General features: G+C 67.6%; 13 protein-coding genes and 2 tRNA genes. 9 read left to right on the forward strand and 6 right to left on the reverse strand.

Features of this window, described 5'->3' with window-relative positions:
* Positions 1-33 precede the first annotated feature (33 nt).
* Positions 34-1593 carry a methionine--tRNA ligase gene (gene metG / locus PV772_RS08085; protein ID WP_347885827.1) on the forward strand — a complete coding sequence of 520 codons (1560 nt, stop codon included), beginning with the start codon at positions 34-36 and terminating at the stop codon, positions 1591-1593.
* Positions 1594-1681: 88 nt separating this feature from the next.
* On the opposite strand, the gene PV772_RS08090 is transcribed toward metG, so the two are convergent.
* The 4 genes from PV772_RS08090 to PV772_RS08105 all read right to left on the reverse strand — a co-directional run bounded on the left by PV772_RS08090 (position 1682) and on the right by PV772_RS08105 (position 7018).
* Complete coding sequence (locus PV772_RS08090) at positions 1682-4213, reverse strand: ABC transporter permease (RefSeq protein WP_347885828.1); 2532 nt, start codon at positions 4211-4213, stop codon at positions 1682-1684.
* 2 nt (positions 4214-4215) lie between these two features.
* Complete coding sequence (locus PV772_RS08095; protein WP_141160117.1) at positions 4216-4992, reverse strand: ABC transporter ATP-binding protein; 777 nt, start codon at positions 4990-4992, stop codon at positions 4216-4218.
* A 101-nt stretch (positions 4993-5093) separates the two neighbouring features.
* Entirely contained in the window at positions 5094-5822 is a 729-nt protein-coding gene (locus PV772_RS08100) for a response regulator transcription factor (protein WP_210411216.1), read from the reverse strand.
* A gap of 2 nt (positions 5823-5824) precedes the next feature.
* Complete coding sequence (locus tag PV772_RS08105) at positions 5825-7018, reverse strand: histidine kinase (protein ID WP_141181791.1); 1194 nt, start codon at positions 7016-7018, stop codon at positions 5825-5827.
* Between the two features lie 150 nt (positions 7019-7168).
* Between PV772_RS08105 and PV772_RS08110 the strand changes: the two genes are divergently transcribed.
* Together PV772_RS08110 and PV772_RS08115 are read left to right on the forward strand one after the other, a co-directional pair.
* Positions 7169-8221, forward strand: a complete 1053-nt coding sequence (locus PV772_RS08110; RefSeq protein ID WP_141181790.1) for a 3-isopropylmalate dehydrogenase — start codon at positions 7169-7171, stop codon at positions 8219-8221.
* A 104-nt stretch (positions 8222-8325) separates the two neighbouring features.
* Complete coding sequence (locus PV772_RS08115) at positions 8326-9438, forward strand: branched-chain amino acid aminotransferase (protein WP_347885829.1); 1113 nt, start codon at positions 8326-8328, stop codon at positions 9436-9438.
* Positions 9439-9519: 81 nt separating this feature from the next.
* Here the strand turns inward: PV772_RS08115 and PV772_RS08120 are convergent, their stop codons facing one another.
* Positions 9520-10113: a hypothetical protein gene (locus tag PV772_RS08120; RefSeq protein ID WP_347885830.1), complete on the reverse strand. Its 594-nt coding sequence runs from the start codon at positions 10111-10113 to the stop codon at positions 9520-9522.
* A 132-nt stretch (positions 10114-10245) separates the two neighbouring features.
* Between PV772_RS08120 and PV772_RS08125 the strand changes: the two genes are divergently transcribed.
* Genes PV772_RS08125 through PV772_RS08140 form a run of 4 tightly spaced genes read left to right on the forward strand, consistent with a single transcriptional unit; the run spans position 10246 to position 14163 of the window.
* Complete coding sequence (locus tag PV772_RS08125; RefSeq protein ID WP_347885831.1) at positions 10246-11067, forward strand: MBL fold metallo-hydrolase; 822 nt, start codon at positions 10246-10248, stop codon at positions 11065-11067.
* A gap of 10 nt (positions 11068-11077) precedes the next feature.
* Positions 11078-11854: a fumarylacetoacetate hydrolase family protein gene (locus PV772_RS08130; protein ID WP_056335278.1), complete on the forward strand. Its 777-nt coding sequence runs from the start codon at positions 11078-11080 to the stop codon at positions 11852-11854.
* Positions 11855-11911: 57 nt separating this feature from the next.
* Positions 11912-13426 carry a glutamate--tRNA ligase gene (gene gltX / locus PV772_RS08135; protein ID WP_347885832.1) on the forward strand — a complete coding sequence of 505 codons (1515 nt, stop codon included), beginning with the start codon at positions 11912-11914 and terminating at the stop codon, positions 13424-13426.
* Complete coding sequence (locus PV772_RS08140; protein ID WP_347885833.1) at positions 13426-14163, forward strand: HAD family hydrolase; 738 nt, start codon at positions 13426-13428, stop codon at positions 14161-14163. Before gltX ends, PV772_RS08140 begins: the two co-directional genes overlap by 1 nt.
* A 79-nt stretch (positions 14164-14242) precedes the next feature.
* Here the strand turns inward: PV772_RS08140 and PV772_RS08145 are convergent, their stop codons facing one another.
* Positions 14243-15808 (reverse strand): hypothetical protein, encoded by a 1566-nt coding sequence (locus tag PV772_RS08145; protein WP_246857455.1) that lies wholly within the window; start codon positions 15806-15808, stop codon positions 14243-14245.
* A 302-nt stretch (positions 15809-16110) separates the two neighbouring features.
* Between PV772_RS08145 and PV772_RS08150 the strand changes: the two genes are divergently transcribed.
* Both PV772_RS08150 and PV772_RS08155 read left to right on the forward strand, forming a co-directional pair.
* A tRNA-Gln gene (locus tag PV772_RS08150) sits at positions 16111-16182 on the forward strand.
* 128 nt (positions 16183-16310) lie between these two features.
* Positions 16311-16386: transfer RNA gene (locus PV772_RS08155), tRNA-Glu, on the forward strand.
* Positions 16387-16442: the final 56 nt, after the last annotated feature.

The raw sequence follows: 16442 nt of genomic DNA on the forward strand, positions 1-16442 counted from the left end.
GCCCACCCCGCACCGAAGGTAACCGTCCGCACCGTGACTGCTCCAGAGAAAACGCCGTTCTACATCACCACGGCCATCACCTACCCCAACGGCGTACCGCACATCGGGCACGCCTACGAGTACATTGCCACCGACGCCATGGCGCGCTTCAAGCGGCTGGACGGCTATGACGTGATGTTCCTGACCGGCACCGACGAGCACGGCATGAAAATTGCCCAGACCGCGGAGAAGGAAGGCATCACGCCCAAGGAACTGGTGGACCGGAACGCAGAGGTCTACAAGGCTGCGCATTCCGACCTGGGCATCAGCTACGACCGCTTCATCCGCACCACCGACGAAGACCACTACGCGGCCTCGCAGGCCATCTGGAAGAAGATGGAAGCCAACGGCGACATCTACCTCGACAAGTACGAGGGCTGGTACTCCGTCCGGGACGAGGCCTTCTACGCCGAGGATGAGACGGTGGTGAAGGACGACGGCGTGCGCTACTCGAAAGAGACGGACACCGAGGTGACGTGGACGGCCGAGGAGAGCTACTTCTTCCGGCTCTCCGCCTACCAGGACAAGCTGCTGGCACTGTATGAATCCCACCCGGAGTTCGGCGCACCCCAGTACCGGTTCAACGAGGTCATCAGCTTCGTCAAGCGCGGCCTGGAGGACCTGTCCATCAGCCGCACCACGTTCGACTGGGGCGTTCCCGTGCCCGGCAACGACAAGCACGTCATGTATGTCTGGGTGGATGCGCTGACCAACTACCTCACCGGCGTCGGCTACCCCGATGTGGACTCGGAGAAGTTCCGGAAGTACTGGCCCGCCGATGTCCACATCATCGGCAAGGACATCTCCCGGTTCCACGCCATCTACTGGCCCGCCTTCCTGATGAGCGCCGGGCTGGAACTGCCCAGGCGGGTCATGATTCACGGCTTCCTGCACAACAACGGGGTCAAGATGTCCAAGTCCCTGGGCAACGTGGTGGCGCCGGCGGACTTCGTGGCCCGCTACGGCCTGGACCAGGTGCGGTTCTTCTTCCTGCGCGAGGTCCCGTTCGGCGCGGACGGCAGCTACAACCACGAGGCCATCGTGGGCCGGATGAACGCGGACCTCGCGAACAACTTCGGCAACCTGGCCCAGCGGTCCCTGTCCATGGTGGCGAAGAACTGTGACGCCGCGGTACCCACCCCCGGGGAGCTCACGGCTGCAGACCAGGCAATCCTTGACCAGGCCAACGGCCTGCTGGACGCCGCCCGCGCCGCCTTCGACAAGCAGGAGTTCAGCCGGGCCCTGGAGGCAATCTGGGGCGTACTGCACCACACCAACGCCTACTTCGCCGAGCAGGCGCCCTGGGTGCTGCGGAAGACCGACGTCGAGCGCATGAACACCGTGCTCTACGTGACGCTGGAGGTCCTGCGGATCGTGGCCATCCTGGCGCAGCCGGTCATGCCCGGCGCATCCGCCAAGCTGCTGGACGCGCTGGGCCAGGCCGACGGCGGGTCCAGGCAGTTCGCGGCAATCGCCACCCCCATCGAGCCCGGCACCGCACTGCCCGCCCCCGCCCCCGTCTTCCCGAAGTTCGAGGAACCTGCCGAAGCCTGAGGTTTCGGCGCGCGCAGAGGGGCAGGTGCCGCGGGTTTCCGCGGCACCTGCCCCTTTTCCGTTCCGGGAGCCTTGGGCGCCGAGGCCGCTAGGCGGCGGCGATCCCCTGGACGGGTGACAGCCGTGCCGCCCGCCGGGCAGGAATGACCGACGCGAGCAGGCCGGCGACGACGGCCACCGCCAGCACGCCCAGCAGTTGCAGCCAGGGGACGGAAGGCGTGACCTCGGCCAGGCTGCCGAGGGCAGACCTGGCGCCCAGCCACCCGTACAGGGTTCCCAGCGCAGCGCCGAGCAGCGCCGCGACGCCGGCCACCAGGGCCGCTTCAAGGGCAAGCATCCCCCGCAACTGGCCTTTGGTAAGGCCCAGCGCCCGGAGCAGGGAGTTCTCCCTGGTCCGTTCGAGCACGGACAGCGACAGGGTGTTTGCCACCCCGATCAGCGCGATCAGCACCGCCACCCCCAGCAGGCCGGTCACCACCAGGAGCAGTACGTCGATGACTTCATTGAAGGTGACGCGTTCTATGGCGGCACCACTGACGGCTCCGACAGACACGCCTGCTGCCCCGGCAACAGCGGACTGGATGTCCCTGATCCGGTCCGCGGACAGCGGCCCGTTGGCCGGAGCGTCCGCAAGGCGCAGCCAGATGGCGCTTGCCGCCGGTCCGGTGACATCGGTTCCTGCGGTGTCTGCTGAGGAAACTCCCCGCAGCGGGCCAAACCGGCGGGCGGTGTCGGTGGACACCAGGGCCGGGATGTTGCGGGTCCGCAGCACCACGGCTTCCAAAGTGACCGTTCCGGCAGTGCCGTTGACCTCAACGGAGCCGGCCGGGGAGCCTTCCGGCAGGTAGATCCTGCCCGGCTCCAGGGTGATCGTCGTGTCACGGAGCAACTGGCCGGCCTCCGCCGCGTCAAGGGCGTAGACGGGACCTTCCATGTCCCCGGCGCGCATGGTGCCTGCTGCCGGCAGCAGGGCTGCAGCTGCGACGCCGTCCACCCGTGCTGCTGCGTCACGCCCAGCGTCTGTCAGTGCATCCCCGGTAAGGGCCATATCCACGGGGTAAGTCTCGGCGAGGGCGTCGTCAAATGCCTGGCGGGCCGTGGCGGCCCCGGTCATCATCAGGGACACGAGCGTGACGCCGATCAGCAGGGCGGCAGCAGTGACGGAGGTCCGGGCCGGGTTGCGGACGGCATTGAGCGCTGCCAGCTTCCCGGGTACGCCTGCAGGGGCAGCCAGCCGTCCCGCGAGGCCCACCAGTTGGGGCACGAACAGGGTGGCGCAGAGCAGGACTCCGACGAACGACAGCACGCCGCCGGCAAAAGCCACCACCAGCATCACTGCCGCGGCGCCGAACGCCAGCAGCGGGACGCCGAGGGCCAGGGCGCCAAGGCCCAGGACCAGCCGCACGCGGCCGCGCCGGTTCCCGATTCCGGCATCGTCAGCCGGCCGGAGTGCAGCAAGCGGAGCCACGGCCGTGGCCGCCTTCGCCGGAACCAAGGCGGCGCCCACGGTCAGCAAAGTACCCACTGCCAGCCCCGCGATGACGGACGACGGCGGGACGGCCATGGTGGCGAAGGCCATGTCCGGCTGCGTCCCGGCCCAGCCGATCAGGGCTGCCATCAGGCCAACCGCGGCGAGCACGCCCGCCGCGGACGACACCAGGCCCACCACCAGGGCTTCGGCCAGGACCGAGCTGCGCACCTGGCTCCGGCCCGCGCCCAGGCACCTGAGCAGCGCCAGTTCCCTGGTGCGCTGCGCCACCAGCACCGCGAAGGTGTTGGACACCACCAGGCCGGAGACCAGCAGGGCCACGCCCGCGAAAGCCAGCAGGATGATTGTCAGTTCGTCCTGGCCTCCGGTCATCATCGCCACCTGGGCGGTAACCTGCTCGTCCGCGGTTTTGACCCGGGCGCCGGTGCCGGAGACCGCAAGGGCTGCCAGTACGTTCCGGCCGGCTTCGGCGGCGTCCGCACCCGGGGCCAGGGCGAGCTGGATGCTCCCGTATCCGGCGGCATCGCCCGTCCCGGCTCCCGGGCCCGGTGTCCCCGCTGCCAGTGCGCTGACGGCCGGTGTCCCCGCGAGGACCTGGGGGAGGGCAGAGGCGAAGGGGTCGTTGCTGCCGCGCAGGATCCCGGTGACGGTCATCGCCACCGTTACGGCGCCGTCCGGCCCCCTGAGGAGCAGTGGGTCGCCGACCTGCAGCCCGTAGCGGGCGGCCGTGGCCCCGTCCACGGCGACGCCGTCAGCACGTTCCGGAAGGACGCCGTCGGTCACGGCGGCGGTTTCCAGGGCCGCAGGCGCAAGGTTCCGGGCCTGGGCGGACACCTCCTGGCCGCCGGCGGTGAACTCCGCGTAGGCCTGCAGCCGGCCGTAGGCCTCCGTCACGCCAGGCACGGCACGGACCGCTGCCAGGGCGGCATCATCGAAGGTCCCCGTGTCCGGGAGCGCGACGAGGCCTGCCTTGCTGTAGGCCTCGCCGAGGCTGGCGCCCAGCGACGCCCGGGTGCTGGCCCCAACCATCAGGGTGGTGGACAGGAAAGCCACTGACAGCATCACTGCCAGGCCGACGGCAATGAACCGGCGGCTGTGGGACTGGAATTGCGAGAGGGCAACGCGCAGCATGCTCAGCCTCCCAGCTTGCCGAGCGCAGCGAGGACGGACCCGGCTGTGGGCTCGGCGATCTCGCCTACCAGGCCGCCGTCACTCATCAGGACCACCCGGTCGGCGTAGCTGGCCGCCACCGGATCGTGGGTGACCATGATGATCGTCTGGCCCATTTCCCGGCTGCTGCGGCGCAGCAGTGCCAGGACCTCGCCACCAGCCGTTGAATCAAGGTTGCCGGTGGGTTCATCCCCAAACACGACGTCGGGCCGGGTCAGCAGGGCCCGGGCCACGGCCACCCGCTGCTGCTGGCCGCCGGAAAGCTCGTGCGGCCGGTGCCGGAGCCTGTCCCTAAGGCCAAGCGTGGCAACCACCGTGTCGAACCAGGCGGCATCGGTGGCCTTGCTTGCCAGTGCCAGCGGCAGGGTGATGTTTTGTTCAGCGGTCAGGGTGGGCACGAGGTTGAAGGCCTGGAAGACGAAACCGATCCGGTCGCGGCGAAGCGTGGTGAGCTGCTTGTCATTCAAGGCCGTGATGTCCGTCCCACCCACCAGGATCTGGCCGGAGTCGGCGGTGTCCAGGCCGGCGAGGCAGTGCATCAGGGTCGACTTGCCTGAGCCGGAGGGTCCCATGATGGCGGTGAAGCGGCCTGCGTCGAAGTTGACGCTGACCTCGCGCAGGGCGCTGACCCGGGTAGCGCCGCGGCCGTAGTTCCTGGTGAGGGACAGCGCCTGGACGGCGGGGGAGGAAGCGGCGTTTCCCCTGTTCAAAGCAGGGTGGGCATGCATGGAAGTTGTCATGGTTCCACGCTATGGCGGGCCTCCGTGCCGGGGGATCGCCCGGTGGTCTGGTCCTGCCGGCGGCAGGCTCATACCCAGGTCTGACCTTGGTGCTGCGGGAACTACCCTCCAGGGGTGACCACGCCGGTCTCGTAGGCGATCACGACAGCCTGGACCCGGTCCCGCGCCCCCAGTTTGGCCAGGATATGCCCCACGTGGGTTTTGACGGTCGCTTCGGAGACGAACAGGCCTGCCGCGATCTCAGGATTGGAACGCCCGTGTGCCATGAGGGTGAACACTTCGCGCTCGCGGGCCGTGAGCCGTGCGACGGCCGCGTAGTCTTCGGGGCGTTCGTTGCCCTGGGCGCGCAGCAGCGGCGCGACGTGGTCCAGGAGCCGGCGGGTGGTGGAGGGCGCGATGACGGCGTCGCCGCGGTGCACCGTCCGGATGGCGTCCAGCAGTTCCTCCGGCGGAGCGTCCTTGAGCAGGAAGCCGCTGGCTCCGGCCTGGATGGCAGCCAGCGCATACTCGTCCAGGTCGAACGTTGTCAGGACGACAACGCGAAGGTCAGCCCTGGCGGACCCGGCAGGAGCGGCAGCAGCGCGTTCCATGAGCTGGCGGGTGGCTTCAATGCCATCCATCCCCGGCATGCGCACATCCATCAGGACAACGTCGGCGGCTGCCGCGCCGAGGGCTTGGAGTGCTTCGAGGCCGTTGCCCGCCTCGGCCACGACGTCAAGGTCCGGCTGGGAATTGATCAGCATGCCCAATCCCGAGCGCACGAGTTGCTGGTCATCGACCAGCGCCACCCGGATCGGGGACGCAGCGTCGCGTTCTACTGTCAAAGTCATGCTCAAGCCTCTGTGTAGGGGAGGAAGGCCGAAACCTGAAAGCCCCCGCCAGCGGCCGGGCGGGCCACCAAGGAACCATCGTAAAGGTTGATGCGCTCCCGCATGCCCCGCAGCCCGTTACCTCCGTCGTCCCCGGCACTTGCCGCGGGATCGGCAGATGCGCCCCGGCCGTCGTCGTGCACGTCGATCTGGAGCCCCCGCTGCTGCCACCGGACCGAAACCCGGGCCCGGGCCAGCGGGCCTGCATGTTTGAGGACGTTGGTCAGGGATTCCTGGAGGACCCGGTACGCCGTGAGTTCGGCGCCCGCCGGCAGGGTGCGCCGCGGCGATCCCAGCTGTTCGATGTCCAGCGGCAGTCCGGCCGCGCGGAACCCCTGGAACAGGTCATCAAGGTCCGCAAGCCCGGGCAATGGGCGGGTGGTGGATTCATCGCCGTGCCGCAACACGCCCAGCAAACGGCGCATTTCCGCCAGCGATGTCCGTGCCGTGGCAGCGACGGTGGCCAGCGTTTTCGTGGCCACGGCCGGGTTGGCCGCCGCGGCGTACCGTGCACCGTCGGACTGGGTGATGATTACGGACAGGGAATGCGCCACGATGTCGTGCATTTCACGGGCGATGTGGGCGCGTTCATCGGCGGCGGCCAGGGAGCGTTCCTGCTGTTGTTCGATTTCGAGCCGGCGGGCACGGTCCGCGAGGGTCTGCAGTTGCTGGCGGCGGACGCGTGTCAGGTCCCCCAGGGTCCAGCTGAACAGGACCAGCATCCAGATCAGGACGGTGTACACGGCGCTGATGGTGAGGCCCAGCACGCCGGTCTGGGCTGTGCTGCTGAGGTTTCGACTGGTCAGCAGGACCCCGCCCAGCAAGCCCAGGACCAGGACCGACCGGCTGGCCCAGGCAGGACCATAGGCGGCAACGGCATAGATGATCAGCGGAACAGCCACCAATCCCGCCAGGGGCTCCAGCCCGGTTGCCCACAACGCCAGGGATGCCAGTAAAGTGGCGCCGGCTGCAGGCACCGGCCTGGTGCGCCGCCATGCCAGCGGCACCACCAGGGCGCTGGACAGCACGAAGTGCCAGGGGCGGTCTGCCATGAGGTATACCGGGCCGCAGAAAAGCAGGAGCGCCAGCATGAAGACCAAGTCCACCCGAAAAGTGTTAACCCGGAGCCAGTGATAAACCTTGTGCCGTAATTCCACCCCGGAACTCTATGCTGTTGCGGTGGCGGGTGCCTCATACCTGGGGCTGATCTCGCTCCGTCTGCTGCGTTCCACCGGCGACTCCGGACGAGGTGTCCGAAATGTGGGACGGTTTGCCCACCATATGGATGACTTGGCTACCCTGAAAATATGAGCAAATCCTCCATCGATCTTGCAGTTATTCCCGGCGACGGCATCGGCCCCGAAGTCATCGCCGAGGCCCTCAAAGTCCTGGAAAAGGCTGTGGCGGCGGAGGGCGTGGAGCTCCAGCCGACCCACTACGAACTCGGCGCCGAGCACTGGCTTGCCACGGGCGAGACCCTGCCGGACGGGGTCCTCGCAGACCTTAGGACACGCGATGCCATCCTCTTCGGCGCGGTGGGTGCCGCCCCCGGCGATACCCGCATTCCGTCCGGCATCATCGAGCGCGAACTGCTCCTCAAGCTCCGGTTCAGCCTGGACCACTACGTCAACCTGAGGCCTTCCCGGCTTTACGGAACCGTCGGCAGCCCCCTGGCCAACCCCGGCACCATCGACTTCATCGTGGTCCGCGAAGGAACCGAAGGGCCGTACGTGGGCAACGGCGGCACGCTCCGGGCGGGCACCCCGCATGAAGTAGCCACGGAAGTTTCCTTGAACACCGCCCACGGCGTGGAGCGCGTGGTCCGCGACGCGTTCCGCCGTGCCAGCCTGCGGGAACGCAAGCACGTCACCCTGGTGCACAAGCACAACGTCCTGGTCTTCGCAGGGCACCTGTGGAAGCGCACCGTCGAAGCCGTGGCCCAGGAATTCCCTGAGGTCACCCACGACTACCTCCACGTGGATGCCGCCACCATCTTCATGGTCACGGACCCGTCCCGCTTCGACGTCATCGTCACCGACAACCTGTTCGGCGACATCATCACGGACCTCGCTGCCGCCATCACCGGCGGCATCGGCCTGGCGGCCTCCGGCAACATCAACATGGACCGGACCGCGCCGTCCATGTTCGAGCCGGTCCACGGTTCGGCGCCGGACATCGCCGGCCAGGGCAAGGCCGACCCCACGGCCGCGATCCTCTCCGCGGCACTCCTGCTGGACCACCTGGGGTACGCAGAAGCCGCACGCCGGATCGAAGCCGCTGTGGTTCAGGACGTCGAAAAGCGCGATGGCACGGCCCGCAGCACCAGCGCCGTCGGCGACGCCATCGCCGCGGGACTCTAGCCCACGCCGGGGGCCCCGGCTTCGGGCGTAAGCTTTACTCGAATCACCAAATGCCGCCTCGCCGTTCAGCGCTGAACCCCGGGGCGGCCGATCGTGGAGGAACCATGACTCAGACCGCCCATGGCGTCGAATTCACCCGGCAGCCCTCGGAGAACCCGAAGTCCGCCGAAGAGCGTGCAGCCATCCTGGCAAACCCGGGATTCGGCAACTACTTCACCGACCACACCGCCATCGTCGACTACAGCGTGGACGCGGACGGCAACGGCGGCTGGCACGATGCCCGGATCGAACCGTACGGCCCGATCGTCCTCGACCCTTCGGCTGCCGTATTCCACTACGGCCAGGAGATCTTCGAAGGACTCAAGGCCTACCGGCACGCCGACGGCTCCGTCTGGACCTTCCGCCCCGAGGCCAACGCGGCGCGGCTGAACAAGTCTGCCCGCCGCCTTGCCCTGCCCGAACTGCCGGCCGAATACTTCCTTGGCGCCATCCGTGAACTGGTTGCCGTGGACAAGGAATGGGTGCCCTCCGGTGACGGCGAAGCCCTGTACCTGCGGCCCTTCATGATCGCCACCGAGGCCTTCCTGGGGGTCCGGGCCGCCCGTGAAGTGTCCTTCCGGGTGATCGCCTCGCCGGCCGGCAACTACTTCGGCGGCGAGCTCAAGCCCGTCTCCATCTGGATCTCGCGCCAATACGCCCGTGCAGGCCGCGGCGGCACCGGCGACGCCAAGTGCGGCGGCAACTACGCGGCCTCGCTGATCGCCCAGCAGGAGGCGGAGGCCAACGGCTGCAAGCAGGTGCTGTTCCTGGACCAGGCCAACGACAACGCCGTGGAAGAGCTGGGCGGCATGAATGTGTTCTTCGTCATGAAGGACGGCTCCCTGGCCACGCCCGCCCTCACCGGCACCATCCTCGAAGGCGTTACCCGGATGTCAGTGATCCAGGTGGCCAAGGACATGGGCCGCGAGGTGGCTGAGCGGAAGATCACCCTGGACGAATGGCGCGACGGCGTGGCCTCCGGGGACATCACCGAGGTCTTCGCCTGCGGCACGGCCGCGGTGATCACCCCCATCGGGGTCCTGAAGGACGCCACCGAGTTCATCGGTTCCGAGGACGCCAGGGCCGGCGAGGTCACCATGGCCATCCGCGGAAAGCTCCTGGGCATCCAGACCGGCGCAGAGCCGGATACCCACGGCTGGCTCACCCGGCTGGCCTAGTTTCAAGCTTCAACGCACGACGGCGCCTGCCGGACTTTGGTCCGGCAGGCGCCGTTTCGTGTTCCTGCCGGCGGCAGGATGTCAGCGGCGCGCGGCTTTCCGCGCAGCGTTCTTCATGGCTTTGCGGGACACGGGCTTGAGTGCCTTCCGGGCCGCCTCTTCCGCCAAGGCCCTGTTGCGCCGGGCGTCGATGAGGTCGTTCCAGAGCGTGGTGGCGAAGACGCCGCCGTCCTGGGCGTAGACGTCGTAGGGGTAGCCGGCGTACACGGAGGGAGTGGTGCCGCCGTTAAACAGGTCCTTCCCGTTGGCATTGGCGACGGCGTCGCCAATGGCCCAGGTCCGGGTCAGGTGGCTGGTGAGGTTCTCCTGCACGAACGCGCTGGCATCGCTGGACCGGGAAGCCTCTTCAAGCAGCGTCTCCAGATCCGCCGCCAGCAGCGCCGAGCCGGCCTGGTCCGCGGGAGCGGAGGCATCGGCCAGTTCCGCGGCGACGCTGCTGACGGCATCGGTCCAGTCCCGGGTTTCCCGGAACTTCTTCCATGTGGGGAACCAGATGATGCTGCCCGTGGCGTGGTTGTGGATGTGCAGCAGCCCCGTGGCCTTTTCGGTGACCGAATGGTCGTGGCCGTCGGCGTCCGCCTGGGCGAGAAGGTCTGTCAGTGATGCTGTGCTCATGGGTGGTGTCCGGCTTCCTGCTGGGGATCGTGGTGCTGTCCTTGGTGCCAACCCGAAGCTCGTGCCGTTCTATTCCGCTGCCGGGGATGTGAGGGGCTGGGGAGGACCAGCCGTTGATGCAAGGATGGGTCAGTGACTTTCCATCCCGGCCCGGTCCTGCAGCGGAGCAGCGCGCTTACGCAATTCTTCCTTGCCCCCAATCCGGGCCCCATGAGTTTGGACGGCACCAACTCCTATCTCCTGCGCGCCCCCGGCCAGTCCGCCGTCGTGGTGGTTGACCCAGGACCCGACGATGAACCGCACCTGCAGGCACTGGCCGGTGCCGGCGTCGTCGAATTGGTCCTGGTCACTCACCGGCATGCGGACCACACCGCGGGGTCCGCGCGTCTGCACGGGCTCACCGGCGCACCAGTCCGCGCAATGGATGCCAACCACTGCCATGGCGGGGGAGAACCCCTGGCGTCGGGGGAAGTTATCCGGGCGGCAGGGCTGGAGATATTGGTGGCAGCCACGCCGGGCCACACCTCGGACTCCGCCTGTTTCCACCTGCCGGCGGACGGGCAGCACGGGTCGGTGCTCACGGGAGACACCATCCTTGGCCGGGGGACCACCGTGCTGGACTATCCGGACGGGACGCTGGGCGATTACCTCGCCTCCCTGGAACTGCTGGAGTCCCTGGGGCCTGCCACGGTACTTCCTGCGCACGGCCCGGTGCTGGCGTCCCTGGAGTCTGCGGCCCGCGGCTATCGGGCGCACCGGGAGGAGCGGCTGGCGCAGATCCGTGCCGTGCTTGACCGGCTGGGCCGGGACGCGTCCATAGGGGAGGTGGCTGACGCCGTCTATGCCGACGTCGGCCCTTCCGTCCGGCGTGCGGCCGAACTGTCCGTGGCAGCGCAGCTTTCCTACCTGCGCGGCGGCGGAAGCGAAGGGCAGCCCGCCCTGCGGGGACGGTAGGGTAGGAGCCATGCGTATTGCCAGGTTTGTCGTCGATTCCGATCCCCTGTACGGCGTTGTGGAAGGTGAGCCAGGCAGTGAGGAAATCACTGTCATCCACGGCGACCCCTTCTTCAACGGTGTGGAGCGCACGTCCGTGCGCCACAAGCTGGAGGACGTCCGGCTGCTTGCACCCATCATTCCGCGCAGCAAGGTGATCGGCGTGGGCCGGAACTTCGTGGAGCACGCCCATGAGCTCGGCAATGAGGTACCTGCCCAGCCGTTGCTGTTCCTGAAGCCGAACACCGCAGTCGTTGGTCCCAATGATCCCGTAGTGCTGCCGGAGTTCTCCGAGGAAGTCTCCTTCGAAGCTGAGCTGTGCGTGGTGATCGGCCGCATCTGCAAGGATGTGCCGGAAGACCGCGTGGACGACGTCATCTTCGGCTACACCTGCGGCAACGACCTCACTGCCCGTGACGTGCAGAAAACCGACCTGCAGTGGACCCGCGCCAAGGGCTTCGACACCTCCGCCCCGCTGGGTCCCTGGATCGAGACCGACCTGGACACGGAGGACCTGCAGATCCAGGGCCGGCTCAACGGCGAGGTGCGCCAGGACGGCAGCACCAGCCAGATGATCCGTGGCGTGCGGGAACTGGTCTCCGTAGTGTCGCAGGCCTTCACCCTGCTGCCCGGCGACGTGATCATGACCGGCACGCCGGCCGGCGTGGGGCTGGTCAAGGAGGGCGACCGCTTCGAGGTGGAAATCGAGGGCATCGGCCGGCTGTCCAACCCGATCGTCCGCCGCTAGCACCCTGCCCGAGGGCGGAAATCGGGGCCCGGCGGGGCGGGTAAAGTTGAAGCCACTATGAGTATCGCTTCTTCGTCACCTGCCGCCTCCATCCCGCCCGTCACCGCCGAAACTCCCGTCCGGGTCCGTTTCTGCCCGTCGCCGACGGGCACCCCGCACGTCGGACTGATCCGGACGGCGCTGTTCAACTGGGCCTACGCGCGCCACACCAAGGGCACGCTGGTCTTCCGGATCGAGGACACGGACGCGGCACGCGACAGCGAGGAAAGCTACCACCAGCTGCTCGACGCGCTGAAGTGGCTGGGCATCGACTGGGACGAGGGCGTGGAGGTGGGCGGCCCGCATGAGCCGTACCGGCAGTCCCAGCGCGGCGACATCTACCAGGACGTCATCAAGAGGCTGCACGAGGGCGGATTCATCTACGAGTCCTTCTCCACTCCGGAGGAGATCGAGGCACGCCACCGTGCCGCAGGCAGGGACCCGAAGCTGGGCTATGACGGATTCGACCGTCACCTGACCGAGGAGCAGCTGGCACAGTACCGGGCCGAGGGCCGGCAGGCTGTGCTTCGCCTGCGCATGCCGGACGAGGACATCACGTTCACCGACCTGGTCCGCGGCGACATCACCTTCAAGGCAGGATCCGTCCCCGACTTCGCCGTCGTGCGGGCCAACGGCGCACCGCTGTACACGCTGGTGAACCCGGTGGATGACGCACTGATGGGCATCACGCACGTGCTCCGCGGCGAGGACCTGCTCAGCTCCACGCCGCGCCAGGTCGCCCTCTACCGGGCCCTCTACGCCATCGGCGTTGCCGAGTACATGCCGGAATTCGGCCACCTGCCGTACGTCATGGGCCAGGGCAACAAGAAGCTTTCCAAGCGCGACCCCGAGTCCAGCCTGTTCCTGCACCGCGAGCGGGGCTTCATTCCGGAGGGGCTGTTGAACTACCTGTCCCTGCTGGGCTGGTCCCTCAGCGCAGACGAGGACATCTTCACGGTGGAGCAGCTCGTTGAGCATTTCGACATCCATGACGTCCTGGGCAATCCTGCCCGCTTTGACCTGAAGAAGGCCGAAGCCATCAACGGCACCCACGTCCGGATGCTTGAACCCAAGGACTTCCGCGACCGCGTGGCACACTACCTGCGCGAAGCCGGCCTGGTGGGGGAGATCCTCACCGACCGCGAGGAGGAGATCCTCACCGAAGCGGCACCCCTGGTCCAGGAGCGCATCACGCTGCTGGGGGAAGCGCCGGAGATGCTGGCCTTCCTGTTCAAGGCGGACGACGCCGTCGACGTTGCCGACGACGCGCGCAAGGGCCTCCCCGCGAACCTTTCCGAGGTGCTGGATGCGGCACTTGCCGCGCTGGAACCGGTGGCGGACTGGACGGCGGAGAACATCCAGGCCGCACTCAAGGAGGCCCTCGTGGAAGACATGGGCATCAAGCCGCGCCTCGCGTTCGGCCCGGTCCGCACGGCCGTTTCCGGCCGCCGCGTGTCGCCGCCGCTGTTTGAGTCCATGGTGATCCTGGGCAAGGAGTCCTCCCTGCGCCGGCTCCGCGCCTTCCGCGGCTGATGGCCGCTCCCAGCCAAGCCCGCACCGGCGTGCTGCAGACGCCCTTCGGCGCTGTCCGCGGCGTCCTGTTCGACATTGATGACACCCTGGTGGACCTCGAATATTCGATGACCACCGCCCTGCGCGAGGTCAGTGAACACCTCCTCCCCGGCCTGGACCAGGCCGGGTGGGAGCGGTTCGGCCGGATCTTCACCCACGAAACCACGCATTACTACGACCGGTACCTTGCAGGTGAGCTGACGTTCAACGAACAGCGCCTGCTGCGGGGCAGGGCGGCCCTGGGGCACTTCGGCGTGGAACTGGCCGACGGTGAGGAATCCCACCGGTGGCTCAGCGCCTACGTGGAGAAGCAACCCGCGTACGTCAAGGCGTTTCCCGACGTTTTGCCCCTGCTGGATGTCCTCGACAGCGCGGGCGTCCCCTACGGGGCAGTGAGCAACAACGTCCACGATTACCAGCGGGCGAAACTGGACGGCGCCGGACTGGAACGGATCGTCCACCTGGTTGGTACCGACACGCTTGGCGTGGCCAAGCCACACCCGGCAATGTACCTGGAGGGGGTCAGGCAGCTGGGCACGCCCGCTTCGGAGACATTGTACGTGGGCGATAACCGGCTGCTGGATGCCGAGGGCTCGACGGCGGCCGGCCTGGTGGGCGTGTGGCTCAACCGAGGGGGCGAGGTCGTCGAGGATTTCGACGGCGGCATCGTCGCCTCCCTGGCCCAGCTGCTGCAGTAGCCTCCGTACACAACGACCGCGGCCCTGTCCCAGGACCGCGGTCGTTGCCCGTCGGCGCGCCCTCCGTCGGCCCGCTGCGTCAGGTAGCTGCGGCGGGCCGCAGGGAACGCCTGCGGAGGAGCAGGTAGGCCCCCACGGCGGAGGCCACCAGAAGTGCCACCAGCAGCAGCGCGACCACAGGGTTGTCCAGCCACGACGACGGAGAGACAGCAGCCACTTTGGAGTGCAGCTCCTGCGTGCCGGCGGCGATCCTTGAATTGCCGTCGGCCAGTTTCCCCGCGCCGTCGGCCAGTTTGCCCGAGCCGTCATCAAGCTTGCCGTTGCCGTCGGCCAGCTGCCCGGTTCCGTCAGCGAGCTGGGCTGATCCCGCCTGCAGCTGACCTGTTCCGCGGCTTAGCGCAACGGTGCCGTCCGAGAGCGCCTCGGTTCCGGCCAGCAGTCCCGGGTTCTCCGGGTCGCCGCCGCCGTTGATTCCCGCGCTGAGTTTGGTGGTGCCGTCCTGCAGGTTGTTCGCCGCGTAAATCAGGCCCGGGCTGTCCGGGTTGCCGGGGACACCATCCATTCCCACCCTGATCTTCGCCGTGCCTTCCGCCAGCATGGACGTGCCCAGTACGACGCCCGGGTTCTGCGGGTCCGTTGCATTGAGCTTTTCCGCCAGGGTAGCGAAGCCCGCCTTCAACCGGCCCGCCCCGTCGTTTAACTGGCCGGCCCCGGCGGCCAGGCTGCCGGTTCCGGCCTTAAGCTGCCCGGCGCCGTCGTTAAGTTTTGCTGCCCCCGCGTCAAGCTGGCCCGCTCCCGCATAGGCACGGCGCCCGCCGTCGGCCAGCTTGGCGATCTGGTCCTTGATCACCGCCAGGGGCACCAGGCCCTGGGGACCGTTCGCGGCCGCTTCAAGCTGGTCCAGGCCCTGGCTGAGCGCGGCGAGTCCGTCGCCCTTGGTGGGGTCGTTGCCCGCGCCGGGGTAGCCCTTCAACTGGGCTGTGCCGTTCTTCAGCGCGGCGGTCCCCGCGGTCAAGCTGGTGGCACCGGCGTCGAGCTGTCCGGCGCCGCCCGCGAGCTGGCCCGCTCCCGCTGCCAGCTGCCCCGCGCCGTCTGCAAGGTTGTTCGGTGCGTTTCCGGAAGCTGTGGGAGTCAGTGCCGCTGAGAGGGCCACGGCGCCTGCCTGGAGCTTCCGGGCGCCGTCATCCACCTGGTAGACACCCGGAACAAGTTTGTTCAGGACGTCGTTTTGCAGCTTCGTGGTCCCGGCATGCAGCTTATCCACCCCAGGTGCGAGCTGGTCGCGGACCCCGGAAAAGATCTTCCCCGCGCCCGCCTGCAGGGCTGCGGCCCCGGTGTTCAATGCCGTGCTGCCGTCCTTGACTTTGACCGATCCGTCCTTCACCTGGACGGCGCCTTTATTCGCGGCGCCGGCCCCTGCGGCCAGCTGGCCGGAACCGTCCTTGAGCTGCGACGCTCCCGCTGCGGCCTGCTCGGCGCCGTCCATGAGCTGGGCCGCGCCGTTGGAGATCTGGCCGGTGAGGTAGGTGTAGAACGCAAGGAAAAGGACAAGCAACAGGGACAACGCGGTGATGGCGATGGACTGTGACCGGGGTCTGGGTTTTGCTGCGGCAATGGTAGCTGTGCGGGTTGTCAACGCTGACACTTCCTAACTTTCCGCCGGACGACGCTGCCCGGGGGCGAAACCGTGGCTGGTAGGGCGTTCCCGTTTTCCTCGTGGGTGACCCAACATGCGGGACAGGGAGATTGTTACCGATGGGTAACTTACTCGAGGGTAACCATAGGACCGGAGGGTGGGCAAGGGTTTATTCCAATCGGTCCACGCAATGGTCCGGACGCGCCGTGTCGCCCGATTTGTGCGAGCCGAAAGTCTCGGGTAGAGTAATTTCTCGTGCTGAGGCGCACGGAGCAGGGAAAAAGCCCTGAAAACCGGCCCGAAAGTGCCATTGGGATATGGTGTAATTGGCAACACTACGGTTTCTGGTACCGTCATTCTAGGTTCGAGTCCTGGTATCCCAGCTCTTGTTTAGCAGCTGATTTCAGCTGCAAAACAGGCGGTTTCCACTCGGTTTTCCGATTTGAAACCACGGCAAGGTGTGTGAAATACTCACTGAGCTTGAGCAGCGGAAACGCTGTCGGAAGTACACGGCCCCATCGTATAGCGGCCTAGTACGCCGCCCTCTCACGGCGGTAACGCGGGTTCGAATCCCGCTGGGGTCACCATCGGAAATGGTCCCGGGCAACAGCCCGGGGCCATTTTGGCATCCCAGCAAATGAGC

This window comes from Pseudarthrobacter sp. CC12 (assembly GCF_039907755.1).
In the GTDB taxonomy this organism is placed as follows: Bacteria; Actinomycetota; Actinomycetes; order Actinomycetales; family Micrococcaceae; genus Arthrobacter; species Arthrobacter niigatensis.